We start from the raw sequence: 26301 nt of genomic DNA on the forward strand, positions 1-26301 counted from the left end.
AAAGATGACAACCCTGTCGGAACGGACTTCACAGTCCGCCTTCGACGGCTCCAGGCTTCGGGTCGTCCTGCTGTTGGACCTTCATGACGGTGCCCAGAACCAGTTCCTGGAGGCGTACGAGCACCTGCGCAACCAGGTGGCGTCGATCCCGGGTCACATCAGCGACCAGCTCTGCCAGTCGATCGAGAACCCGTCGCAGTGGCTCATCACCAGTGAATGGGAGAGCGCACCGCCCTTCCTGGCCTGGGTGAACAGTGAGGAGCACGTCGCGACTGTCCAGCCGCTGCACAACTGCGTGCGTGACACGCGGTCGCTGCGGTTCAGCATTCTGCGGGAGACCGAAGGGATGGCCGGCGGTGCCCCTGAGCAGCTCAGGGGCGGGCTCCAGGCCTCGCCCAGGCTCGGGGACGGCGTGGTCCGCCACGCGCTGACCTTCACCGTCAAGCCGGGCAGCGAGAAGGAAGTCGCGAAGATCCTCGCCGGCTACACCTCCCCGGCCGCCCAGGTCGACGAGAACACCCGGCTGCGCCGTACCTCGCTCTTCATGCACGGCAACCGCGTCGTGCGTGCCATCGAGGTGCAGGGAGACCTTCTCGCGGCACTGCGCTACGTGGCCCGCCAGCCCGAGGTGAGGAAGGTGGAGGAGGAAATCAACCCGTATCTGGAGCAGGACCGGGACCTGGACGATCAGGACTCCGCCCGGATGTTCTTCACCCGGGCGGCCCTCCCGGCGGTCCACCACGTGGCAGCCGACGGGCCCGCGCCCGCCGACGTGCAACGGCACGCGCTGTTCTACCAGGCCAAGGAGGGCTGCGGGATGACCCTGGCCCGGATGCTTGCCAAGCAGGCCGAGGCGGCGGCCGACGACCCCACGACCCCCATCGCGAGCAGCACCATTTTCCAGCGCGACGACGTCGTGGTCCGGCTCATCGACATGAGCGGCGCGCTCGACGCGCGGCCCGATCTGGCGCTCGGCATCAGTGGCGCCCGGAAGGCAGCCACGCTCACCCGTCTGCTCGCCACCGGAGACGACGGCGTACCGACCACCGACGAGGAGTTCTCCCGCTTCCTCGCCCGCTCCGACATGCGCCTGATCACGGACCGGTGCGCCTCGTCGGAAGAATCCTGACCCGATTGTCCGGCCCATCCAGCCACGCGGCCAAGGCCGTCGGGGGCAACGCACCTGGAGGAAGCAGTCATGACCACGCACCGCCCACGCATCGTGGACCTCAGCGAGACCCAGCCCAACCGCAGGCGCGGAGGCGACCTGCGCGCCATGCTCACCCCGACCGCGGTGGGTGCCACCAGCGGCTTCATGGGGCTGGCCATCGTGCAGCCCGGTGAGCGCATCGGGGAGCACTACCACCCGTACTCCGAGGAGTTCGTCTACGTCGTCAGCGGGCTCCTCGAGGTGGACCTGGACGGGGAGACGCATGAGATGCGGCCCGATCAGGGCCTCATGATCCCGCTGAACGTGCGCCACCGGTTCCGCAACGTCGGCCGCGAGGAGGCCCGCATGGTCTTCCACCTCGGTCCGCTCGCCCCGAGCCCGGAGCTCGGGCATGTCGACACCGAGGTCACCGAAGACGCCGAGCAGGGCCTGCCGCCGGAACGGACTGGGGCGGTGTCATGAACCGGCGGGTGGCGGTCACCGGGGTCGGTATCGTCGCCCCCGGCGGAGTCGGCGCCACGGCGTTCTGGGACCTGCTCTCGAACGGCCGTACCGCGACGCGGGGCATCACCCTCTTCAACCCGGAGGGCTTCCGCTCCCGTATCGCCGCCGAGGTCGACTTCGACCCGGCGGCCCATGGTCTCGACGAGGACCAGGTGGCGCGCTCCGACCGGTACATCCAGTTCGCGCTGGTGGCCGCCCGGGAGGCCGTACGCGACGCCGGTCTCGACCCCGAGAAGGAGGACCCCTGGCGCATCGGGGTGTCGCTGGGCACCGCGGTCGGCGGCACCACACGTCTCGAGCACGACTACGTCGCCGTCAGCGAGAGCGGCACCTACTGGGACGTGGACCACCACCCGGCCGGACCTCATCTGCAGCGCGCGTTCTCGCCCAGCTCACTCGCCTCCGCGGTGGCCGAGCAGGTCGGTGCCCATGGCCCGGTGCAGACCGTCTCGACGGGCTGTACCTCCGGACTCGACGCCATCGGCTACGCCTTCCACGCCATCGAGGAGGGCAGGCTCGACGTCTGCATAGCCGGTGCGTCGGACTCACCCATCTCGCCCATCACCGTGGCGTGCTTCGACGCGATCAAGGCCACCTCGCCGAACAACGACGACCCGGCCCACGCCTCCCGGCCGTTCGACGCCAACCGGGACGGGTTTGTCATGGGCGAGGGCGGCGCCGTTCTCGTCCTGGAGGACCTGGAGCACGCTCGCGCCCGCGGCGCCACGGTGTACTGCGAGATCGGGGGCTACGCCACCTTCGGCAACGCCTACCACATGACCGGGCTGACCCCCGAGGGACTGGAGATGGCCCAGGCCATCAACACGGCCCTCGACCACGCCCGTATCGACCGCGCGCAGATCGACTACGTCAACGCACACGGCTCCGGCACCAAACAGAACGACCGGCACGAGACGGCCGCGGTGAAGCGCTCACTGGGCGACCACGCCTTCAAAACACCCATGAGCTCCATCAAATCCATGGTGGGCCACTCGCTGGGCGCCATCGGCGCGATCGAACTCGTCGCCTGCGTCCTGGCCATGTCCCACCAGGTGGTGCCGCCGACGGCGAACTACGAGACCCCAGACCCCGAGTGCGACCTGGACTATGTGCCGCTCACCGCCCGCCCACGGAAGCTGCACAGCGTGCTTTCGGTGGGCAGCGGGTTCGGCGGATTCCAGTCCGCGGTCGTCATGACCAGACCAAGTGGGAGGACGCTATGAGCTCCCGGCAGGATCGGCACACGGTCGTCACCGGCATCGGTGTCATAGCCCCCAACGGGGCCGGCACCGAGGCCTTCTGGAAGTCGACCCAGGAGGGCATCAGCGTCCTCGACCGCGTCACCCGCGAGGGCTGCGAGCATTTGCCGCTCCGAGTCGCCGGCGAGGTCCGCGACTTCGACCCGGCCGCGCTGATAGAGGAGCGCTACCTCGTTCAGACGGACCGGTTCACGCACTTCGCGATGGCTGCGGCCGATCTCGCCATGGAAGACGCCCGGCTCGGCCGCGGCGACTACGAAGGCTCGCCCTTCGCCGTCGGTGTGGTGACCGCGGCGGGCTCCGGCGGTGGCGAGTTCGGACAGCGCGAACTGCAGCGGTTGTGGGGACAGGGTTCCCGCTTCGTCGGTCCGTACCAGTCCATCGCCTGGTTCTACGCCGCCAGCACCGGCCAGATATCGATCCGGGGCGGCTTCAAGGGACCGTGCGGCGTCGTGGCCAGCGACGAGGCGGGCGGGCTCGACGCGCTCGCGCACGCCGCCGGTGCCATCCGCCGCGGCACCGACGCCGTCGTGGTCGGTGCCGCGGAGGCCCCGCTGGCGCCCTACTCGGTCGTCTGCCAGCTGGGGTACCAGGATCTGAGCACCGGTGAGGAACCGGACCGCGCCTACCGGCCGTTCACCTCCGACGCCTGTGGCTTCGTGCCCGCCGAAGGCGGCGCGATGCTCGTGGTCGAGGAGGAGACGGCGGCCCGCCGCCGAGGGGCCCGGGTCCGCGCCCGGGTGGCCGGGCATGCCGCGACCTTCACCGGACCGTCGCGGTGGGCGGAGTCCCGGGAGGGGCTGGCTCAGGCGATCCGTGGCGCCCTGCGGGAAGCCGAGTGTGCGCCGGAGGAGATCGATGTGGTCTTCGCGGACGCGCTCGGCGTACCGGAAGCCGACCGTGCCGAGGCGATGGCGATAGCCGACGCGCTCGGCGCACACGGCAGCAAGGTGCCGGTGACGGCACCCAAGACCGGTACCGGCCGGGCCTACTGCGGCGGACCCGTGCTCGACACGGCCGCCGCCGTGCTGGCCATGGAGCGCGACCTCATACCTCCCACGCCCAATGTCTTCGACGTGTGCCACGACCTCGATGTCGTGACCGGCCGGGCACGACCCGCTCAGCTGCGGACTGCGCTGGTGCTGAGCCGCGGGCTCATGGGCTCGAACGCGGCGCTGGTGCTGCGGCACGCCACCGAAAACCCCTCATGAGAAGGAGAGTCACTCATGTCCGCTCTGACCATCGAAGAACTGGCCGCACTGATGAAGAAGGGCGCCGGCGTCACCGTCGACCCCATGGACCTGGCAAGCCGGTCCAACACCCGCTTCGACGAGTTCGGCCTCGACTCGCTGGGCCTGCTCGGCATCGTCGGCGAACTGGAGAACCGGCACGGCCGTCCCCTGCCCGCCGACGCGGACCGGTGCAAGACCCCGCAGGAGTTCCTCGACCTCGTCAACAACACCCTCATGACTGGAGCCTGACGTGCCCGGACACACCGAGAACGAAATCACCGTCGCCGCCCCCCTGGACCTCGTCTGGGACATGACCAACGACCTCGAGAACTGGCCTCAGCTGTTCAGCGAGTACGCGTCGGTGGAGGTCCTGTCCCGGGAGGGCGACACGACGACCTTCCGGCTGACCATGCACCCCGACGAGAACGACAAGGTCTGGAGCTGGGTCTCGGAACGGACGATCGACCGCAAGGGCCTGAAGGTACGGGCCCGCCGCGTCGAGACCGGTCCCTTCGAGCGTATGGACATCCGGTGGGAGTACGCGGAGGTGCCCGGCGGCACCCGGATGCACTGGACCCAGGACTTCGCGATGAAGCCGGAAGCCCCGGTCGACGACGCCTGGATGACCGACAACATCAACCGCAACTCCCGGGTCCAGATGGAGCTCATCCGGGACAAGATCGAGCAGCGCGACCGCGACAGCCGTACCGCCGCCGTCACCCCCAACTGAGCCCGGGCAAGGAAAGGGAGCCTCCCGATGCACCAAGCTCTGATCGTCGCCCGTATGGCGCCGGATTCGGCCCCGGACATCGCCAAGCTGTTCGCGGCCTCCGACGCCGGCGAACTTCCGCACCTCGTCGGCGTCAGCCGCCGCAGCCTGTTCCAGTTCGGCGATGTGTACATGCACCTGATCGAGTCCGAGAAGCCGCCCGGACCCGAGATCGCGAAGGTGACTGACCACCCGGCCTTCCAGGACATCAGCGACCGGCTCATGGCCTTCGTCAGCCCGTACGACCCTGAGACCTGGCGGACCCCGAAGGACGCGATGGCCCACCAGTTCTACCGGTGGGAGCGCGACAGCACCACATGAGGACATGCGAACGCCCCGAGTCCGGGCCGAGAGGCCGGGCTCGGGGCGCTGTTGCGGATGTTCGTCGTTACGGGTGCCGAGGTGCGTGGAGCGAGACCGGTCACCCGGGGACGGTGCACTCGAACGCGTGGAGATACGGGTTGACCGGGCGGATCTCGCCGATGAGCAGGCCCGCCTTCGTCACTCTGTGCACCAGGCTCTCCTTGGTGTGCTTCGCGCCGCCGACGTTGAGCAGCAGAAGCAGATCCATGGCGGTGGTGAACTTCATCGAGGGAGTGTCGTCCACGAGGTTCTCGATGACCACGACCCGTGCCCCCGGCCGCGCCGCCGCGACGATGTTCCCCAGAGTTCTGCGGGTGCTCTCGTCGTCCCACTCCAGGATGTTCTTGATGATGTAGAGATCGGCCTCGACCGGGATGTCCTGGCGGCAGTCCCCTGGGACAATACGGACCCGGTCCGCGAGCGCACCCCCTTCACGCAGCCGGGGATCCGCCTTCGCGACCACGTCGGGCAGATCGAGCAGCGTGCCCCGGACGGCCGGATGCTTCTCCAGCAGACTCGCGAGCACATGCCCCTGGCCGCCGCCGATGTCCGCGACGACGGAGATCCCGGTCAGGTCGAGGAGCTCGGCGACTTCCAGTGCCGACTGCCTGCTGGACGTGGTCATGGCCCGGTTGAAGACATGGGCCGACTCGTGCGCGTCCTGGTGCAGGTACTCGAAGAACCCCTTGCCGTACAGCTCGTGGAAGACGCTTCCGCCGGAACGCACGGCCTCGTCGAGCCGGGGCCAGGCGTCCCAGGTCCACGGCTCTGTGCACCACAGGGCGATGTACCGCAGGCTGTTCGGATCGTCGTCGCGCAGCATCAGCGACATGTCCGTGTGGGCGAACGTCCCGTCCTCGGTCTCGACGAAGATGCCGTAGCAGGACAGGGTGCGCAGCAGCCGGCGCAGCGACCTGGCATCGGAGTCCACCGCGGTCGCGAGCTGCTCCGCGGTGGCGGGCGCATCGCCGAGCGCGTCGGCCACCCCCAGCCGGGCGGCCGCGCGTACGGCGGCGGCGCACGCCGCCCCGAAGACAAGCTCCCGCAGCCGCATGGCGGGCGGGGGAGTGGACACGAAAGTGTCGGTGGTGACGGGGTTGGGACTTACGGTGGTCATACCGCCTCGATTCTCCTGGGGAGGGGGAACACTCAGCACATCCCGGCGGGTTCGGAAGCCAGGCACACATTGCGGACGAACTCATTGCCCGTTCCGCCGCCCCGGTTGGCCAGGTCAGCGGGCTTGTTGCCCTGCACCCAGTTGTCCTTGACGACATTGCCGGTGTTGACGGCGCCCACGAAGCTCTGGAACAGCACGACTCCGCCGGAGAGCGGCGAGGAGCCGGCGTTCTCCAGGATCAGGTTCGCGCGGACGACGGTGGACTCGCTGCCGGTGAGGACGATGCCGGATCCCTGAATGGCGGGGAGGCGGGTGGTGGCGGGGCAGAACTTGTTGTTCTTGTAGATCCTGTTGGCGGCAACGGTCATCGCCCCGGCCGCGGGCTTCGACTCGTCGCCCACGATGAACAGGCCGGCGCAGTTTCCGGTCATGTCGTTGGCGCTGACGGTGAGGTTCCTGACCCGCCTGACCGTGACTCCGATCCGGTTGCCCGTCAGCCGGTTGCCCGTGATCACCGTGTTGTTGGTGTCGGTCGCCCCGCCCTCGTGGTCGACCGTATTGGCGATGAAGATGCCGGCGTCTCCGCTGTCCCGGACTGTGTTGTTACGGAACACCGCCCGGGTGGACATCTCCTGGCCGATGCCCCAGGTGCCGTTCTGCTCGGTCGTCACCTGCTCGACGGACAGCCGGTCGGTGCGGGTGGCCCAGATGGCGCTCTTCCTGAAGCCCGAAAGGGTCAGTGAGCGGATGCTGACGCCGCCTACGTTCGTGTTCGCCGTACCCGTCACACAGATGCCGTTGCCGCCCTGAGCGCAGGTGTTCGTGGCCGGCGTGGTCGCCGGCCCCGGCTTGATCACGGTAGCCGGGCCCATCCCGCGCAGGGTCAGGTTCGGTTTCGTGACAAGGACGCTTTCGCGGTAGGTGCCGGGCCAGATGACAATGGTGTCTCCCGGTTCGGCGGCGTTCACCGCTTCCTGGATCGATTCGCCCGGATACACCGTGTGGTTGGCCGCGACGGCGGACGGAGCGGCTGCGCCCAGTCCGGAGACCATGATGACCGCGGTGCATGCGAGGCAGGTGAGCTGTCGTTTCGTCATGAGCCGAAGTTATGGGCGATCATGCCGGCTCGCCACACGGGGTGAGCGTATGGATACATCCCGTGGGCGAGTGGGTGTTTTTCGGCGGTCACGCGGCCCGGACACGGCCCTTCCCGACGGCCCGGGCTCCCCATCGCCGGCGCCGCCCGAGCGTCATTGGGCGGCGCGCCGCGCCGAGAAGGTGACGGCGTAACCGCCCAGTCTGCGACGGACCTCGGGGGCGTGTAAGGGCAGTTCGCCCATGACGCGGCTCAGGCCGTCCAGGGAGGCCAGGCGTACCTGCGCTCCCTCCGCACGATGAAAGGAGCGGGCCGGGCCTGTGTCGAGGAGGTCGTAGCCGATGAGGAGGCCGCCGGGGCGCAGTACACGCGCGGCCTCGGCCAGTGCGCTCTCCCAGGCCACGACGTGGTGAAGCATCAGGAAGGACACCACGGCGTCGAAGGTGCCGTCGGCGAAGGGAAGCTCGGTGGCATCCCCCGTCCGCGCGGATGCGCGATCGCCGAAGGGCGCCAGTCGGCGCGCGCTCGCGGAAACCATGGCCGGGTCCGGGTCCACGGCCGTCAGCGTGATGCCGGGGTGCGTGGTGAGGAGCTGCGCGGTCATGGTGCCGCCGCCGGAACCGATTTCCAGCACTCGCCCCTCGAGGGTGGCTCCGGCCAGGGCCCAGGGCAGGACAACGCGCCCGGCGAACACACCCCAGGGTGCGCTTCGGCAGAACACTCGTTCCAGCGTCGGCATCACCGGCATGTCATCTCCTTCGACGGTTGCTCACTGCGGGGTGCGGGCGACGGACGTACCGAAGACGCGGTCCCAGTAGGGGGCACTGATGCCGAAGCCGCGGCGGTCGTCGAGGAAGTGATGGCGCATGTGGTACGTGCGCAGGGTGCGCAGGATCCTGCTCTTCGGCCTGCCTCGGTGGAGGTAGCAGTGGAGCAGGTCGTACGCCAGGTACCCGGCCACGTATCCGGCACCGAACACCGGCGGCAGGCCGAGCACTCCGGAGGAGAGCCAGAAGGTCAGCGCGATCATGGGAATGCTCAGGACGGGGCTGAGGATCGAGCGGCGCGCGTCCTGGGGATAGTCGTGGTGCACTCCATGCAGGATGTAGTGAATCCGGGCGCCGATGCCGCGTTCGGGCTCGAAGTGCAGCAGGAGGCGGTGGCCCCAGTACTCCGACAGCGTCCAGGCCAGATAGCCGGCGAATGCCCAGCCGGCCAGCGCGGGCGGTCCTGACCGGCCGAGGGAGAGCAGCACACCGGCTACGGTCACCGGCACGTACAGGATCGTGCTCGTCATCGGGCTTATGTGCACCAGGTGGTCCAGCAGCGGCCGGTCGACAACGGCGGGCGCGGTGCCGCGGTGCAGGGCGCCCTTGGTGGTGCGTGGGGGTGTACCGGCGGTCATCGGTCGGTTCCCTGGGCAGCGGACACGTTCAGCCGCGCCTCGTAGCCGGTGCGGGCCTGGAAGTCGGTGGTGCGCAACAGTTGGTCGGCCTTGAGCAGCCGGCCCACGGCGTCACGCCAGGGCTGGGGTAGCAGGAACAACGAGCGGGTGACCGGGTTGGTCCAGGCCGGTACGAAGACGTTGTAGCGGGGGCGCCGGGCGGTGCGAAGGACCGCGTCGGCGATGTTCCGCGGGGTCAGGAGAGGGACGAAGCGGCCCTTGCCGACGCCCGAGGTGAGCTCGGTACGGGCGGGGATCGGCAGCACGATGGACAGGTCGACCCCACTGCCGCGGAGTTCGGCACGTACGGCTTCGGACAGACCGACGACACCGTGCTTCGCCGCGGAGTACGTGGCACAGCCGGGCAGACCGACCATACCGACGGCGGAGGCCATGTTGATGATGTGGCCCCGGCCGCGGGCCCGCATGGGGCCGATGGCCGCCTTCATGCCGTTGATGGTGCCGAGGAGGTTGACTCCCACCTGGTGTGCGGTGTTGTCGTCGGTCTCGTCCTCGAAGCTGCCGACGATCATTTCCCCGGCGTTGTTGACGAAGATGTCGATCTCGCCGCACTCGGCTTCCACCCGGTCGCAGAACTGCTGGGTGCTCGCGGGGTCGGTGACGTCCAGCGGGTAGGCGAGTGCGCCGATCTCGGCGGCGACGCACGCGGCGTGGTCGAGGTCACGGGCGCCGATGACGACCTTGGCACCCTCGCGAATGAACGCTTCGGCGGTGGCGCGTCCGATACCGCGGCTGCCGCCGGTGATGGCCACAACCTTGTTCTTGATCGCTTGGGGCATGAGTCCTCCTCATGACGTGATGGATGGAGCGTTGTGCCCGCCGAGCAGGCCGCGGAGGATTGAGGTGATGGATTCGGTCAGGGCCCGGGTGGCGATCGGGTCGATGATCGCGGCGAGACTGGGAATCCCCAGGTCGAAGGCGGCGGCGAAGCGTACGGTGACGGACTCGTCGTCCTGGCGGACACACCAGCTGCCCTCGAAACGGTCGAAGTCCCCGTCCGACTGGGCGAAGTCGATGGTCAGCGCCGCGGCGTCGATCCGGTCCCGTTCGGACCAGCACAGCACACCGTTACGGAAGTTCACCGACCAGTCCGAGTGAACGGTGTCCGCGTCCACACCGGTGACGACCACCTGCCGCACCGCGTCGGTGTAGCGGGGGTAGGAGGCGAAGTCCCGCAGCCGTTCGAAAACGGCCGCTGCGGAGGTACCGGTCACGAGGGCATCGACAGTGACCTCTGGCATGTCGGCTCATCCCCTTCCGGGAAGTGACGAAGCGGAGCGGAGCAGGGCCGCGGCAGCCGTGGTGAGGGCCGCGCCGATCCGCTCCAGGTCGGCGTCGCGGAGCACGGCCGGGGGCGTCAGCCGGACCACGCGCTGAGCATTGAGGGAGTGATTGGTCAGCAGCCCGGCGTCCAGCAGGTGCAACACCAGCTCGCCGGCCGTCTGCGCGTCGCACATCTCAATGCCGATCAGCAGGCCGCGGCCGCGGATGTCTGCCACGATGTCCCCCCGCAGCGGCGCCAGGGCGGCTTCGACGCGGGCCAGGATGTCATGGCCGAGGACCCTGGCGCGCTCGACGAGACGTTCGCCGGCGATGGCTCGTACCGCCGCGGCGGCGGCAGCCATCGCCACGGGCGACGCGGCGAAGGTGGAGGTGTGCAGAAACGGGTCCCGGTCGAACGGCGCGTAGGCCGCGGCGGTGGACACCGCCGCGGCGACCGGAATGACGCCGCCACTGAGGCCCTTGCCGACCAGCAGGACATCCGGGCGGATGTCCTCGGGGTCGGCGCCCCACCATGTGCCCAGTCGGCCCAGACCTGTCTGGATCTCGTCCAGTACGAAGAAGGCGCCGTGCTCGGCACAGAGCCGCTGGACCTGTGCCAGGTAGCCCGGCGGCGGGATGACGACGCCGCCTTCGCCCTGCACGGGTTCGAGAACGAGGCAGGCCGGACCGCCGTGGCCGAGGGCCTCCGCCAGCTTGCCGAGATCACCGAACGGCACGTGCTCGGCCGGCAGCAGGGGCCGGAACGGCTCCTGGTACAGCGGCTGGGAGGTGAGGGCCAGCGCTCCTGTGGTCTTTCCGTGGTATCCGCCGACGGCCGAGATCAGCCGGGTCTTCCCCTGTGCCCTGGCCAGTTTGATCGCGGTCTCGACCGCCTCGGCCCCGGAGTTGACGAAGTGCACATGGTCCAGCCCGGGCGGGGTGACCCCGGCCAGCTCCGAGGCGGCGGTGGCGGCCACCGGCTCCAGCAGCAGCCGGGTGGCCATCGGGTGGCGGCGTACCTGCGCGGTAACCGCCTCGACCACCTGCGGATGGCAGTGCCCGAGCAGGAAGACTCCGTATCCGCCGCAGTCCAGATACTCCTTGCCGTCGGCGTCCCACACATACGCGCCTCGGGAGGTGACTTCCATCGCCGCACCCGTCATGGACGCCAACCGGGCCCGGCCCCGGCTGAGATGGCGCCGGTACACGTCCAGCACCTCGACGGCCGTGGCGGGCGTCGTCGGGCTGCTCACGCCGTGACCAGTGCTGGAGCCGGGCGGTTCATGCCCTTCGTGCGTACGAGTTGCGACAGCGCGGCGTGCAGCGCGGATTCCGCCCGGTCCGCCCCCATCGCCGCCGGCAGGCCGGGCTTCCCCAGATCGGTGGGGAACGGCTGGTGGGCGGTGAACAGCGCGGTCATTGCGAGCAGATCATCGAGGCGACGACGGGTAGCGGGAGGCAGGTCCGCCATGAACACCGGCCGGATCAGACGGTCCACCAGGTCCGGGGAGACCATGCGCGGCAGTGTCAGGTCCAGGCCGGCTTGTGCGGCGAATTCGGCGGCCAGCGCCAGGAGACGGTCGGCGCGCAGAGCCTGATCGCCTGCGGTCACCCACACCTCCCCCTCGTGCGCGCCGTCGCGGACCAGGGCGGCGACCGTGGCGGCCACCACGTCCTGCGGCACGAAGTCGATCAGGGAACCGGGCGACAGCGGCACCAGGGGCAGCCGCCCGCGCAGCAGGCTCGCCAGCATGCCGTGCAGACCCTGGAATGCCGAGATCTCTCCGGTGCGGGAGTCTCCGGTGATCACCGACGGGCGGATGATCACCGCCGGTACGCCCGAAGTGCGTACGATGTCCTCGCCCGCGCGTTTGGAGTCCAGATAGTTCTCGGGACGGGCGGTGCGCTCCCCGGTGTCCTGCCCCGGCCCGGAACCGGAACCGGTGATGCCGGTCCTGGCCACGAAGGCCGAGGAGACGTGGTACAGCAACGCATTGGCGTCCGCGACGAGTTGGACGATCCGCAGGGTGCCGGCCTCGTTGAGGGCGTGGGTCGCCGCCGGCCCGTCGGTGAAGCCGGTGACCGCGGCGCAGTGCACCACGGCGTCCACCCGTGCGCAGAGGTCCGCGTACGCGGTTGCGTCGAGGCCGAGCCGGGGAGCGGTGAGGTCTCCGGTGAGCTGTTCGTCGGCGCCGGGTACCGGAGTGTGGTGGACCAGCGCAATCACCCGCCGGCCGGACAGTTCCGGGAGCAGCGCCGTACCGAGCACTCCGGAGGCTCCGGTCAGCAGGACGGTCGGGGCAGCCGGCACGTTCGGGTCACCTCACAGCTGGATGTCTTGCACACAGTCGGGGACACAGTCAGGGATGCGGTCAGGGAAACCGTCAGGGAATGAGCAGGGGCCGGCCCGCGAAGTAGTCCGTCAGCGGTGCGGCCGTACGGGACTTCGACGGCGGGTGGAAGGCCAGCGCGCGGCAGGCCGACTGCAGGTACGCGAGCTCTCCGGACGCGATGAAGGCCATTCCCCCGAGCGCCTCCATGCACAGGGCCAGGGTCCGGCTGATCGCGTCCTGCGCGGCGTAACGGCAGATCAGCGACTGGGCGAGGGCTTCTTCTCCGGGCGGGCGCCGACCGATCGCGGACGCGAGACCCTCGACCGAGAGCATGGCCGCCTCGACCGCGACGATGGCTTCGCCGCGCACGGTGGGGTCCACCCGGGTGTCCGCCAGGGTTCGCTCCACCATCGCCGAGGCGGCCCCCAGATAGCTTGCGGTCATCAGCAGTTCGAACCAGACGAAGCCGACGGTCTGCAGATGGTCCGCCCGGCCCTCGTCGGTGACACCGGTGCGTACCAACAGCTCGGCGGGGACGGCCACATCGTCGAGGACGACTTCCTCGCTCTCCGCCGCGGCCAGGACCGGAGTGCGCCAGAACGGGCGCACGCTCACTCCGGGGGCGTCGGCAGGCACCAGGGCGATCGCCAGCTCCCACGAACCGTCCGGGCCCGGCAGCATGAAGGACGCGGTGAGCAGTTTCATCGACCTGGCGAGGCTGCACGGCTTCTTCGAGCCGCTCAACCGGACCTGGTCCCCGTCCATCCGAGCGGTCAGTGCCGGGCGGAGGATGCCCTGACCGGTACGCCCTTCGGCGAAGCCGGAGGCGAGCAGCAGATTCTCCTCGGCGATGGCGGCGAGCAGCAGCCACTCCATTCCGTCGCCGGCTGACGCCGTCTCGGCCAGCGTCGCGGTGGAGAAGTGATGCATCGTGGTGGCCACGGCGAGCGCGGGCGAGCGGGAACCCAGCGCGCGTTGTACACGTACCGCGGACAACAGGTCGGCCCCCGCTCCTCCGTGCACGGCGGGGACGAGCAGCCCCGGCCCGCCGGCCAGGGTGAAGGCCTTGAGCGCCGTTCCTTCGGTGGTCTCCAGATCCAGCAGCGGCACCGCTGCCAGCTGCTTGTCCAGTCCCGGCAGGAGACTCTCCAGGCTCTCGCGCTCACGCCGCAGAAAACGCATACCCTCCCACCTCCGTCATCGTGTCATTCACCGGCCCTCACAGGGGTTGTCCCGGAGGTCGTCAGCAGCGCCTCGAGCTCGTCGCCGAGGATCGACACGCCTTCCTGCGTGAGCAGGGACTCCGGATGGAACTGCAGAGAACGCAAGGAAGGACCGCGAAGGGCGTGCACCTCACCGTTCTCCGGGTCCCGACTGACCTCGACGCCTTTGAACCGGTCGTCGGCCGACACAGCGGCGAAGGTGTTGTAGAAGCCCACAGGGGTACGGCGGCCGAACAGGTCGATCTCGCGTTGCACCCCTTGGTTGGGCGGATCCTTGCGGATCAGTTCGAGTCCCAGCACCCCGCACACCACCTGATGTCCCAGGCATACCGCCAGGAAGGGCCGTCGTTCGTCCATGAGCCGGCGGACAGTGCGGCGCAGCGCGGCGATCTTGGGGGCGTCGAAGTCCCGTGGATCGCCGGGGCCGGGGCCCACGATGACAAGGTCGAAGTCGTCAGGCTCGTAGGGTTCGTCGAACCTGCGCGTGGTGACCTCAGGTCCGAGCGCGCGCAGTTGATGCCTGAGCATCTCGGTGAAGGAGTCCTCGCCGTCCACCACGAGCACACGGTGGCCGGCCAGCGCTTCGCGGTGGTACCCGGCGTCACCCGGGGGCTCCAGCCAGAACCGGGAGAGTGTGACGTTGCGCCGGGCCAACGCCTCGCGGACCTGCGGGTGTCCGGCGATGCGGGGTGAGCGGCGAGAGGTGCCCGGGGGATGCGGTTGCGTGCCGTGCACGGCATCCAGCAGGGCAGCGGTCTTCGCGCGGGTCTCGGCGACCTCGGAGTCCGGATCGGAGTGGCGGACCAGCGTCGCTCCGACACCGATCCGCAGCCGGCCCTCCGCTCCGATGTCCGCCGTACGGATGAGCAGTGCCGAGTCGAGCTGCCGGGCGCCGGAATCGTCGCGGCCGATCAGCGCGAGCACTCCGCTGTAGTAGCCGCGCCCCTCGGGCTCGTAACGCTTGATGACACGGCAGGCGTTCTCCAGCGGGCTGCCGGTGACCGTGGGGACGAACATGGTCTCCCGCAGGATTTCCCTGACGTCCCGTGAACTACGCCCGGTCAGCACGTATTCGGTGTGCGCGAGCCGGGTCATTTCCTTGAGGTACGGGCCCGAGGTCCGCACGCCGGGTTCGCAGATCCGCGCCATCATCTTGAGTTCCTCGTCGACCACCATGTACAGCTCGTCGGTCTCTTTGGGGTCGGCCAGGAAACGCAGGACGTCGGGCACCGTGGGCCCGGCCGGCGGGTGGCGGTATGTCCCGCTGATCGGGTTCATCCTCACCGTGCCGGCTGTCAGGCTGACGTGCCGCTCCGGGGTGGCGCCCACCAGGGTGCGCGAGCCCGTGTGAATGAGGAACGTCCAGTAGGCGCCCACCTCGCGGGCGAGGAGGCGGCGGAACACCGTGAGTGCGGCGTCGGTGACAGAACCCTCCACCGTGGCTACGAACGACCGTCTGATGACGAAGTTGGCGCCCTCGCCCCTGCCTATCTCTTCACTGAGGATCTTGCGGACGATGGTCCCATAGGCCCCGTCGTCGATGTCGAACTCCCCGCCGTTCAGGTCGATCGGCCGGTCCGGGATCCTCTCCAGCAGTGCGGCGGAACCCATGGTGGCCTGTTCCCCGACGCTCATGGCGAGCAGCGGCGTCCGGTCGTCCTGGTACTCGAATCCACGCTCGGCGATCTGGCGGTACGGAATGAGTACGACCATTTCGTGCCGGGCCTGACCGGCCGGCCCCTGGCCCTCCTTCTGCTCCTGCGTCACCGGAAGCTCCGCGAGAGTCGGCACCTCGAGAACGTCGCCGACGAGGATCTCGACCTGATCGCGCCCGGCCGAAGAGGGGCGGTGCAGCAGCGCGAAGGGGGGTGCGTCGGGGGTGAGCAGGCTGTCGAGACGCGCAGTGTCCATGTCGCTCACTATTGCTCCCAATCGGGAATTCACCAGAACCGGTTACAACCAACGGCCCGTATCCGTGGCGTAATTTTTGCATCAGGGCGGCATGTGGGCCACTACTCACACGAGTAGGGAGGTTCGCCCCGGACGGCCGTGTCAACAAATCTTGACTGCTCGCATGAGTAGCCCCACTCACCTTGTATCCGGCTAGAGTCGGAGTTCATTCGCCCCGTCGAGCCGGGGGCGGAAATGTCGTTGATTCGACTGCTGGGTTACGAGCATTTGGAGAAACGTTGAAGGCGATACACGGGCAGTCGACATGGCCAGGTGTCTCATGAACGTCGCCATAAGGTGGGCCGGTCTCACCGAATCGGACGCCACACTTTCCGAGCACGAAATCCGCTCCTGGCGGTCCTGGCCGGCCCTGCAGCAGCCCGACTGGGGCGACGACTGGCTCGTCGCCGAAGTCGGCAGAGGTCTCGCGAGCCTGCCGGAACTCATCGACGGCGACGAGACCAGGGTGCTGCGGCAGCTTCTCTCCGAAGTGGCCGACGGACGCCGCCAGGTGATCCAGGCCGGGGACTGCGCGGAGGACCCGGCGGAGTGCACCCCCCGCCATCTCGCGCGCAAGGTCGGCCTGCTCGACGCCATGGCGGGGGTCATGCGCATCGGTACCGGTCAGCCGGTGATCCGGGTCGGCCGTATAGCCGGGCAGTTCGCCAAACCCCGGTCCAGTCCGACGGAGTACGTGGACGGCGCGGAGCTCCCCGTCTACCGCGGGCACCTCGTCAACAGTCCGCGGGCCACGGTGGAAGACCGCAGGCCCGACCCGATGCGCCTGCTGGCCTGCCACCGGGCCGCGGGCTCCGCGACGGCGTATCTGCGCAGGCAGCAGGATGCCTCCGGTGCACCGGTGTGGACGAGCCACGAAGCCCTTGTCCTCGACTATGAACTGCCGCAGCTCCGCCGCGACCCGGACGGCGGGCTCGTCCTCACCTCCACACACTGGCCGTGGATAGGCGACCGCACCCGCCAGCCGGACGGCGCGCATGTGCGCCTGCTGGCGGCGGTGAGCAACCCGGTGGCCTGCAAGGTGGGGCCGAGCATGACGGAGGACGAACTGCTGCGCCTGTGTGAGCTGCTGGACCCGGACCGGCAGCCCGGCAGGCTCACGCTCATCGCCCGCATGGGCATCGGCGCCGCGGCCGGGCAACTCTCCCGCCTGGCCGCCCGCGTCCGGTCGGCCGGCCACCCGGTCGTCTGGCTGTGCGACCCGATGCACGGCAACACCGTCCGTGCCACCAACGGCCGCAAGACTCGCCTTCTGTCCTCCATCACCCAGGAGATACGGGAGTTCCGGACGGTGCTCGACGGGCTCGGCCTGAACCCGGGAGGCCTGCATCTGGAGACCACTCCGGATTCCGTCGTCGAATGCTTGCCGGACAACTCGCACATTGATCGCTGCGACGGACCGTATACAACATTGTGCGACCCGCGACTGAACGTGTGGCAGGCCCTGACCGCCGCCGAAGCATGGCACTGAAAGGAACTGTCCCATGTCCGCTGTAAAGAATCAGATTGCCTGCGACCAGCTCCGGGAAATCGTGGCATTGGTTCTTGAGATCGATGTGGCCGACGTTCTTACCGATTCACATTTCTACGACGACCTGTCGGCCGACTCCTTGGAGAAGGTGGAAATCGCCGTACGGATCGAGCGGGATTTCGGGGTTTCTCTCGGCGCCGACGAGGCCGCGGAGCTGAGCAGCGTCGCGGCCGCGCTGGCCCTGCTGCGCGACAAGGGCGTGGTGGGCTGATGCCGAGCGCCGCTCACGGCCACGGAGGGCTCGTGGTCACAGGCATCGGCGCCGTCTCGCCGGCAGGTGTCGGAACTACGGCACTGTGGGAAGCGGTGTCCGGCGGCCGTGTGGCGACGGGCCCGGTGACCCGGTTCGACGCCTCCGGCTACGCGGCGCGTACAGCGGGCGAAGTCCCGTCGTCCTGTTTGCCGGAACTCGATGCCGCCGTGCCGCCGCACCCCTCACGCGCGGCCCGCTATCTCGCCGTCGCCACGGCCGAGGCGGTCCGCAGCGCCGCCCTGGTGCCCGGCCGGGTCTCCGGCCGCACCGGTGTCTTCACCGGCACCGTCATGGGAACGCGCCCGGTACTCGAACACGGGCTCACGGAAACGTCGTTGACGCTCACCGGTACGGAGTGGGCCGAGCCGGAGCGCCTTCTCGACCTCATACCCGCGGTCGTTGACGTGGACGGCCCCGTGGTCCTTCTCGCCTCGGGCTGCTCCGTGGGCGGGGACGCGATCTCCCGCGGGGCCGCCGCAATAGCCGCCGGTGAGGTCGAAGTGGCCGTCTGCGGCGGGGCGGAGGAGCTTTCGCAGGAGGTCCTGGCCATGTTCACGAGCCTGCGGGCGCTCGCTCCGGATGTGGCCCGCCCTTTCGACGCCGACCGCCGGGGGATGCTGCCCTCCGAAGGGGCCGGTGTACTGGTTCTGGAAAGCGCGGAGCACTGCGCCGCCCGCGGCGGCCGGGCCCGGGCACGGCTGCTCGGCCACGCGTCCGCCGCGGACGCGTACCACCTGACGCGGCCCCGGCCCACCGGCGATGCCGTCGTCGAGGTACTGACCACGTGCCTGAAGCAGGCCTGGCGCACGGCGGAGCAGGTGGACTGGGTATGCGCGCACGGGACCGGGACACCCGTCGGCGACGGCATCGAGGCGCGGGCGATCACCGCCGCTCTGGGCACCGTGCCGCGCCGGCCCGTCGTGTCGTCGCTCAAAGGGGCACTCGGCCACCCCCAGGGCGCAGCCGCCGCGTTGGAGGCGGTCGTGGCCGTGAAGGCACTGCGCGCCGGGAGGATCCCGGGCAACGCCACACTGCGGCGGCCGGACCCCGCGTGCTCCGGCATCGACCTCGTCCCACCGCGGGGGCGCGCGGCTCACGTCACGACGGTGGCGAGCCTGACCTTCGGCCTCGGCGGCGGAGTGTCCGCGCTCATGCTGGGAAGCGCGGAGGCCGACGATGACGCATAGCGCCGGTGTGAGAGTCACCGGACTCGGCGTACGGCTGACAGCGGCCGGGTCACCACAACCGGTCGGCCTGGTCGACTCCCGTACCCCCGAAGGCATACGGGCCGGTGAGGACGAGACCGCACACGCCCTCGCCGCAGCCACCACCGCGGTCTGTGGCCTCGGCCCGGCCAGGAGCTTACGGACCGGCACGGTATGGGCGAGCTCCACAGCGGGCCTCCAGGAATACGCGCAGACCTGCGCCGACATCCCCGCGCTGGGGCCCGGGCGGGTGTCACCGCGCCGCGCGGCGCGGTCGGCGTACACCGGACCGGTGACTGCGGTCTCCGTGCGCTTCGGCTTCGACGGTCCCTATCTGAACCTCACCGGGGCACAGGACACAGGCGCGCACGCGGTCGTCGAAGCCGCCCGCATGATCGAACAGGGCCAGTGTGCACGGGTGTTGGTCGGCGGATCCGCCGCCTGGCCGGCGGTACGTCCCGGCGCGGCCCGGCCACGGTCGGAAGGCGCCGCGTGCGTCGTCCTGGAGAAGCACCCCGGGACCGGCGGTGGCACGGACGTCCGGCTGCTGGAGCGGGCCCGTGTCGGCCCCGGCGCCGCGGCGCGGGACGACGGCCCGGCCTCCTTCATCAGGGGCTGCCTGGAACGCATGGGCGGCAGGCCACGGCGGGTGGTCCTCTCCGCGGCTGCCGGATCCCACATCCCGGCGGGCGTGGTGTCGCAGCTGTGCGCCGCCCCCTGTCTGGATGTGGAAGCGCGCTGGGGGGATCTCGGCGCCGCCGGCGGTTTCGCCGCGGTGGCCGCCGCGGTCGCCATGTCCACCCGTCGCCTCCAGAAAAGAAATCCGCACATTCTCGTGCTGGCCATCGGCGCGGGCAATGCCGTCGCCATCGAAGTGACATCGCGAAGGGGAGGTCGGTAATGGATCTGGTCGAACGACTGCTGGGCAGGCACATCGAGGCCGGTGGAGGAGAACGGGTCTGCTACGTGGACCCCGACGTCGGTGAGGTCACCCACGCCCGACTGCACGACGCGGCGCGCGCCTACGCCGGTACGCTCCGGAAACTGGGGGTCCCGCCGGGCACCCGCGGTCTGGTGGTGGCCGACGACTCGGTCGCCACCGTGGCCGCCATCCTCGGGCTCTGGTGGCACGGGTGCGTGCCGGTACCGGTGAGCCCCGTACTCTCCGACGCCGAGATCCGCTTCATGGCCGCGGACAGCGAAGCCGGATTCGCCCACTTCGACGCCCCGGCAGCGAAACAGCGCACGCTGGAAGAGGAGTTCGCCTCCCTGCCCTTCACAACGGGGGACCAGGGCAGGGCCGTGTTCACGGCCGGCGGGTCCCCGGAGCCGGACCCGGAGCCGTCCCCGGAGCCGTCCCCGGAGCCCGTGCAGTGGCCAGCGGGCCGTCCGGCACTGGTGCAGTACACCTCCGGGAGCACCGGGGCACCCAAGGGCGTCCTGCACGCCGCGACGGGCATCGAGGCGGTCCTCTCCGGAATCGGAAGCACGCTGCGGCTGCGCCAGGACGACGTCGTCCTGTCCACCGCCAAGCTGTCCTTCGGCTACGGCTTCGGGAACTCGGTGCTTCTTCCACTGGCCGCCGGTGCGCGCACCATACTGCTGCGCGGCTCCGTGGACGCCCATGTGGTCTCCAGCAGCCTGCGCCGACACCGCCCGACCGTGTTCTTCTCGGTGCCCCGTATGTACGCCGCGCTGCTGGCGCTCGCGGACAGCCACGGACCCGAGGGGTTCGCTTCCGTACGACTCGCCGTCACCGCGGGCGAGCACTGCCCCGCGCAGCTCGGCGAGCGGATCCGGAGCACTTTCGGCGTGCCACTGGTCAACGGGCTGGGGGCCACCGAGGCGCTGCACATCGTCGTCGCGACCCCGCCTTCGCAGATCACGCCGGGCGCGACCGGCCGCGCGGTCCCGGGCATCGAGGTGACGGTGCGGGACGACGACGGGCTTACGGTCCCCGACGGGACCGAGGGGCGGCTGCACATCGCGGGCCCCTCGGTGGCGCTCGGCTATCTCAACCGGGTCGAGGCGACGCGCCGGACCTTCGCCGAGGGAGGCGCTTACACCAGTGACATCGTCCGGCGTACGGAGGAGGGAGAAATCTGGCACCTGTGCCGCGCCGACGACGTACTGAACCTGGGCGGGTACAAGGTCGCTCCGGGCGAGATCGAGACCGTGGTCCGCGAGACCGACCAGGTCGCGGAGTGCGCGGTGGTCGCGAGCGCCGACGAGCACGGTCTCGAACAGGCCGTCGTCTACGCCGTACCGGTGGCCGGGGCGGACCACGCCGCTGTGCGCAAGGCGATCCTGCTGTCGATCCGCAAACGCCTCGCCCCGTTCAAACGCCCCTCCCGGATCGAAGTGATCGACGTCCTGCCGGTCACCTCCACCGGCAAGCTGGCCCGGCACGAGCTGCGTGAGTCGGCGGGTCGCCGATGAGCTGGGACATCACGGGTATCGGTGCCGTCGCGGGCATCGGCAATGACCCGTACGAGATCTTCGACTCGCTGTGCGCGGGGCGGAGTGGCCTGGCCCGGCTGCGCGCGTTCGATCTCGGCAAGTACCGTGCGCAGCACGCGTACGAGATCGACGACCGTACCGGACCCGGGCACGACCAGCCGTTGCGGGCCACCCGCTGGCTCAAGACCGCGGTGGCGCAGGCCCTGGCCGACGCCGGGCTCGACGAGGACCCGGGCTCCTGCCCCGTACTCGTCGGCACCACCTTGCGCGAGCAGCGCTCGGCCGAGCTGTGGTGGCGGCACAAGATGCCGCTCGCTCCGTCCGACCTGCACTTCGGCACAGCGCTGCGGGAGCGCTTCGGCTCGTCGCAGACCTACACCTTCGCCAACGCCTGCGCCGCCGCGCTGTACGCGCTCGGCATGGCCACCGACATGATCGAACTGGGCCTCGCCGACGCCGTCGTGGTGGCGGGCACGGACTCGATCACCGAGAGCGCCTACGGCGTGCTCGACCGGGTACAGAACGAGACGCCCCGGGCGCTGCGCCCGTTCGACCGGGCACGCAACGGGATGCTCATGGGCGAGGGAGCCGTCGCCGTCGTCGTGCAGCGAACGGGAGCCCGGCCGGGCGGAGTTCACGCCGTCCTTCGCGGGGTGAGCATGAACTGCGACGCGAGCCATCCCACCGCGCCCGACCCCAGGACCATCGCGACGGCCGTTCACGATGCGTACCGGCGGGCGGACGTGAAGGCCGCCGACATCGATCTGGTGATGCTGCACGGTAGCGGCACCCAGCTCAACGACGCCGCCGAGGCGACCGCACTGTCGGACGTGTTCGCCGGCACGGGCGCCGATCCACTGCTGACGGCGATCAAGTCGATGACCGGACACACCCTCGGCGGTTCCGGTCTGCTCAGTCTCATCATGGCCGCGCTCTCGCTCCACCGGGGCGTCGTACCGCCGGTGCTCGGACTCGACGACCCGATCGAGGAGGCGGCCGGGCTGCGTCTGGTACGCGACCGGGCGGCCACCGCCGACCTGGCAACCGCGCAGGTGAACGCCTTCGGATTCGGTGGGATCAACGCAGTGGCCATCCTGGAGAAGGGGGCGTCATGACACCTGCAACCGCCGTGATCACGGGTGTGGGGCTCGCCGTCCCGGGCCTCGACGGGGCCGAGGATCTTCTGCGGCCGCCTTCGGCGGGTGGCGGCTTCGAGCCTGCCACCGGGCTCAAGGGCCGGGAGATGCGGCACAAGGACCGCGCCTCGCGGCTTGCGCTCCGGTCGGTCGAACCGGCGCTGCGCGATGCGGGCCTGCTGGCGGACGACAGCGTCTACCACGGACCCGCGCCGTCCACGGCCGTCGTGGTCAGCACCAATTTCGGAAACCTGGACAGTGTCTGCGACTTCGCGGACACCATCGCCGAACACACCGTCACCGGGCTGAGCCCGCTGGGCCTTCCGCACACATCCAGCAATGTGATCGCCGGCTGGGTCGCCATTCGTTATGGGATGCGCGGACCGAACATCACCGTGTGCAACGGCGGGACGAGCGGAACCGACGCCCTGTACTGGGCCCGGAACCTGATCGCGGTCCGGCGCGCCGACGTCGTCGTCGTGATCGGTGTGGAGCCGGACACCGAGCCGGCCGCCCGCCTTCTCGCGGACGGCTCGGACCGGCCGATGCTGGACGGCGCGGCGGCGCTCGTCGTCGAGTCGGCCGAGCATGCCGGGGCCCGCGGCGCCCGCCCGCGTGCCGTGCTCACGGAAGTCGTACGGGAGTCCGGCCTGTCGGCCGCGGTGGACGTGGCCCTGAAAGCGCACGCCGGGCCCGTCGGGCTGTGGCTCACCGCCCAGGGCACGTCGGTCCCCGCACTGGCCGGGGCCGCGGACATCGGCGCGGTACCGACGGTGGATCTCGCGGCCCGGCTCGGCCACTGCTCGGGGGCCCTGGGCGTGCTGCAGTGCGCGGCGGGGGTCGCGTACCTCGCCGGGGGCGGGGCCGGCTCGGTCCTGTCGACCAGCGGCGGCCCCGACGACGATGCGGCCACCGCCCTGCTGCTCACTGCCACCGGTGAGGCGTCATGACCGCAGGACACGGCGCAGGGCGCCGGGTCGTCGTCACCGGCCTGGGCGCGATCTCCTGTCTGGGCGCGGGGGTCCCGGCCTTCTGGCGCGGGCTGGCCGCCGGCGGGAGCCGCCCCGAACCCATGGCCGACCCGGCCGCCCGCATGCGCAACAGGCGGATGTACCTGGTGCCGCAGGCCGATGTGCCCACGGAGCCTGCCCGGTTGGCCCATGTGCCCCTGGCAGCGGGCCCCCGGATGGCGGTGGCCGCGGCCCGCGAGGCGGTCGCCGATGCCGGGCTCGATGCCCGTACGCGGGCCGGGCTCCCCGTTGTCATGGGCGTGGAGATGGGTAACGCGGGGATGCACGAAGGCCGCCGGGCCGACGGGCCCGGCGGCGCCGCGCCCGTCGGCGGCGACACGGCCTGGTCGCCGATGACGGTCACCTCGGCGGCGGTCGGCGCGGCGCTCGGCGCCACGGGAGGCAACGTCAGCGTGGGCAACGCGTGCGCCGCCAGCGGTTACGCCGCCGCGCTCGCCGCCGACATGATCCGCAGCGGGGAGGCCGACATCGTCCTCACCGGCGGCGCGGAAGGCCCCACCCGGGTGGGCATGGGTGTCTTCAACCGTCTGGGCGCTCTCGACTCCGACCGCTGCCGCCCCTTCGACCTGCACCGACAGGGCACCGTCTTCGGCGACGGCGCCGCCATGCTGGTCCTCGAATCGGCGGAGAGCGCCGCACGCCGCGGAGCCACCCCGTACGCGGAACTGGCGGGCGCCGCGTGGAGCTGCGACGCGCACCATCCGACGGCGCCCGACCCCAGGGGCACACAGGCGTCCCGGAGCATTCGCCAGGCGCTCACGGAAGCCGGCCTGACCGGCTCGGACATCGGCGCGGTCGTCCCGCACGGCACGGGTACGCCGCTGAACGACGTCGTCGAGAGCCGGGTGCTGAACGAGGTGTTCGGGGACCGGAGTCCCCGACTTCCGCTGTTCAGCCTCAAAGCCATGATCGGGCACACCGCCGGGGTCGCCGGCGCCTTCGGCTGTCTGACCGCCGCGCTGCTTCTGCACCACCGCACGGTCCCGGCGAACGCGCCGCTGGACGAGCAGGACCCCGAGTGCCCCGTATGGCTCCCGCAGAAGGAGTCCGTACCCCTGTCGGGGCGTGCGGTTCTGGTCAACTCCTACGCGTTCGGCGGGAACAACGTGTCCGTCGTGCTCGCCGGGGCGGAGGGAGCCGCATGACCGGTCTCGATGTGCTCGGACTCGGTGTCGTACTGCCCGGTGCGGACAAGCCGGCCGACGCCCTGGCGGTGTCCGCCGCGCCCGCACCCGGCTGGTTCGATGTCACGGCTGCCCTGCCCGGTCGCGGATACAGGCGACTGCCCGCCGCCTGCCAGTACTTGCTCGCTGCCGCCGGGAACGCCCTGGACGACGCGGGCGCGGCACCGGCCTCGACCCCGGCCGAACGGCTCGGTGTCGTCGTCGGCACCAACAACGCCGGTATGGCGCTGATGGACGAGCAGGACCGCACCATCCTCGACCTGGACGCGGACGGGATCAGTCCGATCACCGCGCCCTATTTCGCGATGAGTCTGTTCGCGTCCCGGCTCGCGGTCGAACACACGATCCACGGATTCACCCTCACGACGAACTCGCCGCGGACCGCGGGTTTCGACGCGGTCCAGGCCGGCGCTCGCGCGCTGGCCTGCGGCCGGGCGGACCTCGTCATCGTCGGCGCGACCGAGGAAACACTGCCGGACAGCGAGCCGGGCGCCGAAGGCAGTGACATCGGTGCCGTCGCCCTGGTCTGCGCCCGGGCCACGGGCGCGCCCAACCCCGCGGCCTACGGCACCTGTCGTATGCGTAACGCCTTCCTCGCACCCGGCGTCGCGCCCGCCGTCGCGCTCGACGAAACCTGGGCGGCACTGACCGCCGACGGGCCGCGGCCGCGCCATGTGCACGCGGTTCTCGACGACTCGCCCACGGGCCGGGCCGTCCTCGACTGGGTGGACGGCAAGGCGGCCGAGGTCTCCGTCTCCCCGGCCGGCCCCGGCTGTCTGTCGCCGATGCGCCATGTGGCCGCGCTGCTCGGTGCCGGGAGCGGTCCCGACCGCGTCGTCGTCACCGCCGCAGCCGAGGGCAACGTGGCGTTCCTGCGACTGACAAATTTCCCTGACAACCACCCTCAGCTGCACGGGAGTCGGTAATGATTACTGAGATCCAGGGGTCCTGGTCCCTCGTCCTCGGCGTGTCCAGTGGCTTCGGACGGGCGACAGCACGCGCGCTCGCGGCCCGCGGCGGAAACATCATCGGAGTCCACTTCGACACCTCCGACGGAGCCGAGGCCGCGGCGAAGTTCGCCGGCGAACTGCGCGACCTCGGGGTGTCCGCCCACTTCTTCAACCTCAACGCGGCCAGCGCCTCCACCCGTTCCGAGGTGATTACCCAAGCCGCCGAGCTGACGGGCGCCCAAGGGGTGCGGATCGTCCTGCACTCGCTCGCCTTCGGCTCACTGCTGCCCTTCGTGCCCACCCCCGAGAAGCCGGAGGTGATCACTTCCAGGCAGATGGCGATGACTGTCGACGTCATGGCCCACAGCCTCGTGTACTGGGTCCAGGACCTTCTCGCGGCAGGACTTCTGCCCCGTGGAGCGAAGATCTACGGCATGACCAGTGCGGGCAGCACCCAGGTCCTGGACAGCTACGGAGCGGTCTCCGCGGCCAAGGCCACGCTGGAGGCTCATCTGCGCCAGCTCGCCGCCGAACTGGCCCCGCGCGGTGTGGCGGTCAACGCGCTCCGGGCCGGCACCACCCTGACGCCCGCCCTCGACAAGATCCCGAACAGCGCCGAGTACGCCGAACTGTGCCGTGCGCGCAATCCCCACGGGCGGCTCACCGAGCCGGAGGACGTCGCAGAGGCGATCGTCCTGCTGTCGATGAGCGATTCGTCCTGGCTCACGGGCAACGTGATCGGCGTCGACGGCGGCGAACTGCTCACCGCATGACTGCTCAGCACACGA

27 protein-coding genes are annotated in these 26301 nt (G+C 70.2%); 17 read left to right on the forward strand and 10 right to left on the reverse strand.

The features are described 5' to 3' along the window. The first annotated feature begins 4 nt into the window (after positions 1-4). The 7 genes from OG966_RS31535 (at position 5) to OG966_RS31565 (ending at position 5256) form a co-directional block, all read left to right on the forward strand. A complete protein-coding gene (locus OG966_RS31535) occupies positions 5-1129 on the forward strand; it encodes a SchA/CurD-like domain-containing protein (protein WP_326653388.1) in 1125 nt (374 codons plus the stop codon). A gap of 69 nt (positions 1130-1198) precedes the next feature. After that, complete coding sequence (locus OG966_RS31540) at positions 1199-1633, forward strand: cupin domain-containing protein (RefSeq protein WP_326653389.1); 435 nt, start codon at positions 1199-1201, stop codon at positions 1631-1633. Then, positions 1630-2898, forward strand: a complete 1269-nt coding sequence (locus tag OG966_RS31545; RefSeq protein WP_326653390.1) for a beta-ketoacyl-[acyl-carrier-protein] synthase family protein — start codon at positions 1630-1632, stop codon at positions 2896-2898. Before OG966_RS31540 ends, OG966_RS31545 begins: the two co-directional genes overlap by 4 nt. Next, a complete protein-coding gene (locus OG966_RS31550) occupies positions 2895-4145 on the forward strand; it encodes a ketosynthase chain-length factor (protein WP_326653392.1) in 1251 nt (416 codons plus the stop codon). Before OG966_RS31545 ends, OG966_RS31550 begins: the two co-directional genes overlap by 4 nt. A 15-nt stretch (positions 4146-4160) precedes the next feature. Then, positions 4161-4415, forward strand: coding sequence for an acyl carrier protein (locus tag OG966_RS31555; protein ID WP_326653393.1), 255 nt, complete (start codon positions 4161-4163; stop codon positions 4413-4415). Between the two features lies 1 nt (position 4416). After that, positions 4417-4896 (forward strand): SRPBCC family protein, encoded by a 480-nt coding sequence (locus tag OG966_RS31560; protein WP_326653394.1) that lies wholly within the window; start codon positions 4417-4419, stop codon positions 4894-4896. Between the two features lie 27 nt (positions 4897-4923). After that, positions 4924-5256, forward strand: a complete 333-nt coding sequence (locus OG966_RS31565) for a TcmI family type II polyketide cyclase (protein WP_326653395.1) — start codon at positions 4924-4926, stop codon at positions 5254-5256. Positions 5257-5356: 100 nt separating this feature from the next. Here OG966_RS31565 and OG966_RS31570 read toward each other — a convergent pair whose 3' ends face one another. From OG966_RS31570 to OG966_RS31615, 10 genes are all read right to left on the reverse strand, one after another. Beyond that, a complete protein-coding gene (locus OG966_RS31570; RefSeq protein ID WP_326653396.1) occupies positions 5357-6415 on the reverse strand; it encodes a methyltransferase in 1059 nt (352 codons plus the stop codon). 32 nt (positions 6416-6447) lie between these two features. Further along, positions 6448-7512, reverse strand: a complete 1065-nt coding sequence (locus tag OG966_RS31575) for a right-handed parallel beta-helix repeat-containing protein (protein ID WP_326653397.1) — start codon at positions 7510-7512, stop codon at positions 6448-6450. 153 nt (positions 7513-7665) lie between these two features. Further along, on the reverse strand, positions 7666-8259 hold the full coding sequence (locus OG966_RS31580) for a class I SAM-dependent methyltransferase (RefSeq protein ID WP_326653398.1): 594 nt from the start codon (positions 8257-8259) through the stop codon (positions 7666-7668). Positions 8260-8280: 21 nt separating this feature from the next. Continuing rightward, positions 8281-8916, reverse strand: a complete 636-nt coding sequence (locus OG966_RS31585) for a sterol desaturase family protein (RefSeq protein WP_326653399.1) — start codon at positions 8914-8916, stop codon at positions 8281-8283. Further along, positions 8913-9755, reverse strand: coding sequence for an SDR family oxidoreductase (locus OG966_RS31590; protein WP_326653401.1), 843 nt, complete (start codon positions 9753-9755; stop codon positions 8913-8915). Before OG966_RS31590 ends, OG966_RS31585 begins: the two co-directional genes overlap by 4 nt. 9 nt (positions 9756-9764) lie before the next feature. After that, on the reverse strand, positions 9765-10217 hold the full coding sequence (locus OG966_RS31595) for a type II toxin-antitoxin system RatA family toxin (protein WP_326653403.1): 453 nt from the start codon (positions 10215-10217) through the stop codon (positions 9765-9767). A gap of 6 nt (positions 10218-10223) precedes the next feature. Further along, positions 10224-11492, reverse strand: a complete 1269-nt coding sequence (locus OG966_RS31600) for an aspartate aminotransferase family protein (protein ID WP_326653404.1) — start codon at positions 11490-11492, stop codon at positions 10224-10226. After that, entirely contained in the window at positions 11489-12550 is a 1062-nt protein-coding gene (locus tag OG966_RS31605; RefSeq protein ID WP_326653405.1) for an SDR family oxidoreductase, read from the reverse strand. Before OG966_RS31605 ends, OG966_RS31600 begins: the two co-directional genes overlap by 4 nt. Positions 12551-12623: 73 nt before the next feature. Then, on the reverse strand, positions 12624-13754 hold the full coding sequence (locus OG966_RS31610; RefSeq protein WP_326653406.1) for an acyl-CoA dehydrogenase family protein: 1131 nt from the start codon (positions 13752-13754) through the stop codon (positions 12624-12626). 23 nt (positions 13755-13777) lie between these two features. Continuing rightward, positions 13778-15706, reverse strand: coding sequence for an anthranilate synthase family protein (locus tag OG966_RS31615; RefSeq protein WP_326653407.1), 1929 nt, complete (start codon positions 15704-15706; stop codon positions 13778-13780). A gap of 319 nt (positions 15707-16025) precedes the next feature. On the opposite strand from OG966_RS31615, the gene OG966_RS31620 reads away from it, so the two are divergent. From OG966_RS31620 to OG966_RS31665, 10 genes are read left to right on the forward strand one after another with little or no spacing between them, the layout of a single operon-like run. Continuing rightward, positions 16026-17234: a 3-deoxy-7-phosphoheptulonate synthase gene (locus tag OG966_RS31620; RefSeq protein WP_326653408.1), complete on the forward strand. Its 1209-nt coding sequence runs from the start codon at positions 16026-16028 to the stop codon at positions 17232-17234. Positions 17235-17247: 13 nt separating this feature from the next. Then, entirely contained in the window at positions 17248-17505 is a 258-nt protein-coding gene (locus tag OG966_RS31625) for an acyl carrier protein (RefSeq protein ID WP_326653409.1), read from the forward strand. 32 nt (positions 17506-17537) lie between these two features. After that, positions 17538-18734: a beta-ketoacyl-[acyl-carrier-protein] synthase family protein gene (locus OG966_RS31630; RefSeq protein WP_326653410.1), complete on the forward strand. Its 1197-nt coding sequence runs from the start codon at positions 17538-17540 to the stop codon at positions 18732-18734. Further along, positions 18724-19653: a beta-ketoacyl synthase N-terminal-like domain-containing protein gene (locus tag OG966_RS31635; protein ID WP_326653412.1), complete on the forward strand. Its 930-nt coding sequence runs from the start codon at positions 18724-18726 to the stop codon at positions 19651-19653. Before OG966_RS31630 ends, OG966_RS31635 begins: the two co-directional genes overlap by 11 nt. After that, positions 19653-21191, forward strand: coding sequence for an AMP-binding protein (locus OG966_RS31640; RefSeq protein ID WP_326653413.1), 1539 nt, complete (start codon positions 19653-19655; stop codon positions 21189-21191). The genes OG966_RS31635 and OG966_RS31640 overlap by 1 nt, the downstream gene beginning before the upstream one ends. Next, positions 21188-22327, forward strand: a complete 1140-nt coding sequence (locus tag OG966_RS31645; RefSeq protein ID WP_326653414.1) for a beta-ketoacyl-[acyl-carrier-protein] synthase family protein — start codon at positions 21188-21190, stop codon at positions 22325-22327. Before OG966_RS31640 ends, OG966_RS31645 begins: the two co-directional genes overlap by 4 nt. After that, a complete protein-coding gene (locus tag OG966_RS31650) occupies positions 22324-23298 on the forward strand; it encodes a beta-ketoacyl synthase N-terminal-like domain-containing protein (protein ID WP_326653415.1) in 975 nt (324 codons plus the stop codon). Before OG966_RS31645 ends, OG966_RS31650 begins: the two co-directional genes overlap by 4 nt. Next, the gene (locus OG966_RS31655) at positions 23295-24524 is read left to right on the forward strand and encodes a beta-ketoacyl-[acyl-carrier-protein] synthase family protein (RefSeq protein ID WP_326653416.1); all 1230 of its coding nucleotides are present in this window, start codon (positions 23295-23297) and stop codon (positions 24522-24524) included. Before OG966_RS31650 ends, OG966_RS31655 begins: the two co-directional genes overlap by 4 nt. Then, the gene (locus OG966_RS31660) at positions 24521-25489 is read left to right on the forward strand and encodes a beta-ketoacyl synthase N-terminal-like domain-containing protein (protein ID WP_326653417.1); all 969 of its coding nucleotides are present in this window, start codon (positions 24521-24523) and stop codon (positions 25487-25489) included. The genes OG966_RS31655 and OG966_RS31660 overlap by 4 nt, the downstream gene beginning before the upstream one ends. Further along, entirely contained in the window at positions 25489-26286 is a 798-nt protein-coding gene (locus OG966_RS31665; RefSeq protein ID WP_326653418.1) for an SDR family oxidoreductase, read from the forward strand. Before OG966_RS31660 ends, OG966_RS31665 begins: the two co-directional genes overlap by 1 nt. The last annotated feature ends 15 nt before the right edge of the window (positions 26287-26301 follow it).

The sequence above is a fragment of the Streptomyces sp. NBC_01750 genome (assembly GCF_035918095.1).
Lineage (GTDB): Bacteria > Actinomycetota > Actinomycetes > Streptomycetales > Streptomycetaceae > Streptomyces.

Excerpts from the sequence above, each read along its gene's own strand:
- OG966_RS31570 (WP_326653396.1), bottom strand. The coding sequence starts at position 6,415 with ATGACCACCGTAAGTCCCAACCCCGTCACCACCGACACTTTCGTGTCC.
- OG966_RS31625 (WP_326653409.1), top strand. The coding sequence starts at position 17,248 with ATGTCCGCTGTAAAGAATCAGATTGCCTGCGACCAGCTCCGGGAAATC.
- OG966_RS31655 (WP_326653416.1), top strand. The coding sequence starts at position 23,295 with ATGACCGCAGGACACGGCGCAGGGCGCCGGGTCGTCGTCACCGGCCTG.
- OG966_RS31550 (WP_326653392.1), top strand. The coding sequence starts at position 2,895 with ATGAGCTCCCGGCAGGATCGGCACACGGTCGTCACCGGCATCGGTGTC.
- OG966_RS31620 (WP_326653408.1), top strand. The coding sequence starts at position 16,026 with ATGAACGTCGCCATAAGGTGGGCCGGTCTCACCGAATCGGACGCCACA.
- OG966_RS31635 (WP_326653412.1), top strand. The coding sequence starts at position 18,724 with ATGACGCATAGCGCCGGTGTGAGAGTCACCGGACTCGGCGTACGGCTG.
- OG966_RS31640 (WP_326653413.1), top strand. The coding sequence starts at position 19,653 with ATGGATCTGGTCGAACGACTGCTGGGCAGGCACATCGAGGCCGGTGGA.
- OG966_RS31610 (WP_326653406.1), bottom strand. The coding sequence starts at position 13,754 with ATGCGTTTTCTGCGGCGTGAGCGCGAGAGCCTGGAGAGTCTCCTGCCG.
- OG966_RS31545 (WP_326653390.1), top strand. The coding sequence starts at position 1,630 with ATGAACCGGCGGGTGGCGGTCACCGGGGTCGGTATCGTCGCCCCCGGC.
- OG966_RS31660 (WP_326653417.1), top strand. The coding sequence starts at position 24,521 with ATGACCGGTCTCGATGTGCTCGGACTCGGTGTCGTACTGCCCGGTGCG.
- OG966_RS31645 (WP_326653414.1), top strand. The coding sequence starts at position 21,188 with ATGAGCTGGGACATCACGGGTATCGGTGCCGTCGCGGGCATCGGCAAT.
- OG966_RS31590 (WP_326653401.1), bottom strand. The coding sequence starts at position 9,755 with ATGCCCCAAGCGATCAAGAACAAGGTTGTGGCCATCACCGGCGGCAGC.
- OG966_RS31540 (WP_326653389.1), top strand. The coding sequence starts at position 1,199 with ATGACCACGCACCGCCCACGCATCGTGGACCTCAGCGAGACCCAGCCC.
- OG966_RS31595 (WP_326653403.1), bottom strand. The coding sequence starts at position 10,217 with ATGCCAGAGGTCACTGTCGATGCCCTCGTGACCGGTACCTCCGCAGCG.
- OG966_RS31565 (WP_326653395.1), top strand. The coding sequence starts at position 4,924 with ATGCACCAAGCTCTGATCGTCGCCCGTATGGCGCCGGATTCGGCCCCG.
- OG966_RS31575 (WP_326653397.1), bottom strand. The coding sequence starts at position 7,512 with ATGACGAAACGACAGCTCACCTGCCTCGCATGCACCGCGGTCATCATG.
- OG966_RS31615 (WP_326653407.1), bottom strand. The coding sequence starts at position 15,706 with ATGGACACTGCGCGTCTCGACAGCCTGCTCACCCCCGACGCACCCCCC.
- OG966_RS31650 (WP_326653415.1), top strand. The coding sequence starts at position 22,324 with ATGACACCTGCAACCGCCGTGATCACGGGTGTGGGGCTCGCCGTCCCG.
- OG966_RS31580 (WP_326653398.1), bottom strand. The coding sequence starts at position 8,259 with ATGCCGGTGATGCCGACGCTGGAACGAGTGTTCTGCCGAAGCGCACCC.
- OG966_RS31535 (WP_326653388.1), top strand. The coding sequence starts at position 5 with ATGACAACCCTGTCGGAACGGACTTCACAGTCCGCCTTCGACGGCTCC.
- OG966_RS31585 (WP_326653399.1), bottom strand. The coding sequence starts at position 8,916 with ATGACCGCCGGTACACCCCCACGCACCACCAAGGGCGCCCTGCACCGC.
- OG966_RS31555 (WP_326653393.1), top strand. The coding sequence starts at position 4,161 with ATGTCCGCTCTGACCATCGAAGAACTGGCCGCACTGATGAAGAAGGGC.
- OG966_RS31665 (WP_326653418.1), top strand. The coding sequence starts at position 25,489 with ATGATTACTGAGATCCAGGGGTCCTGGTCCCTCGTCCTCGGCGTGTCC.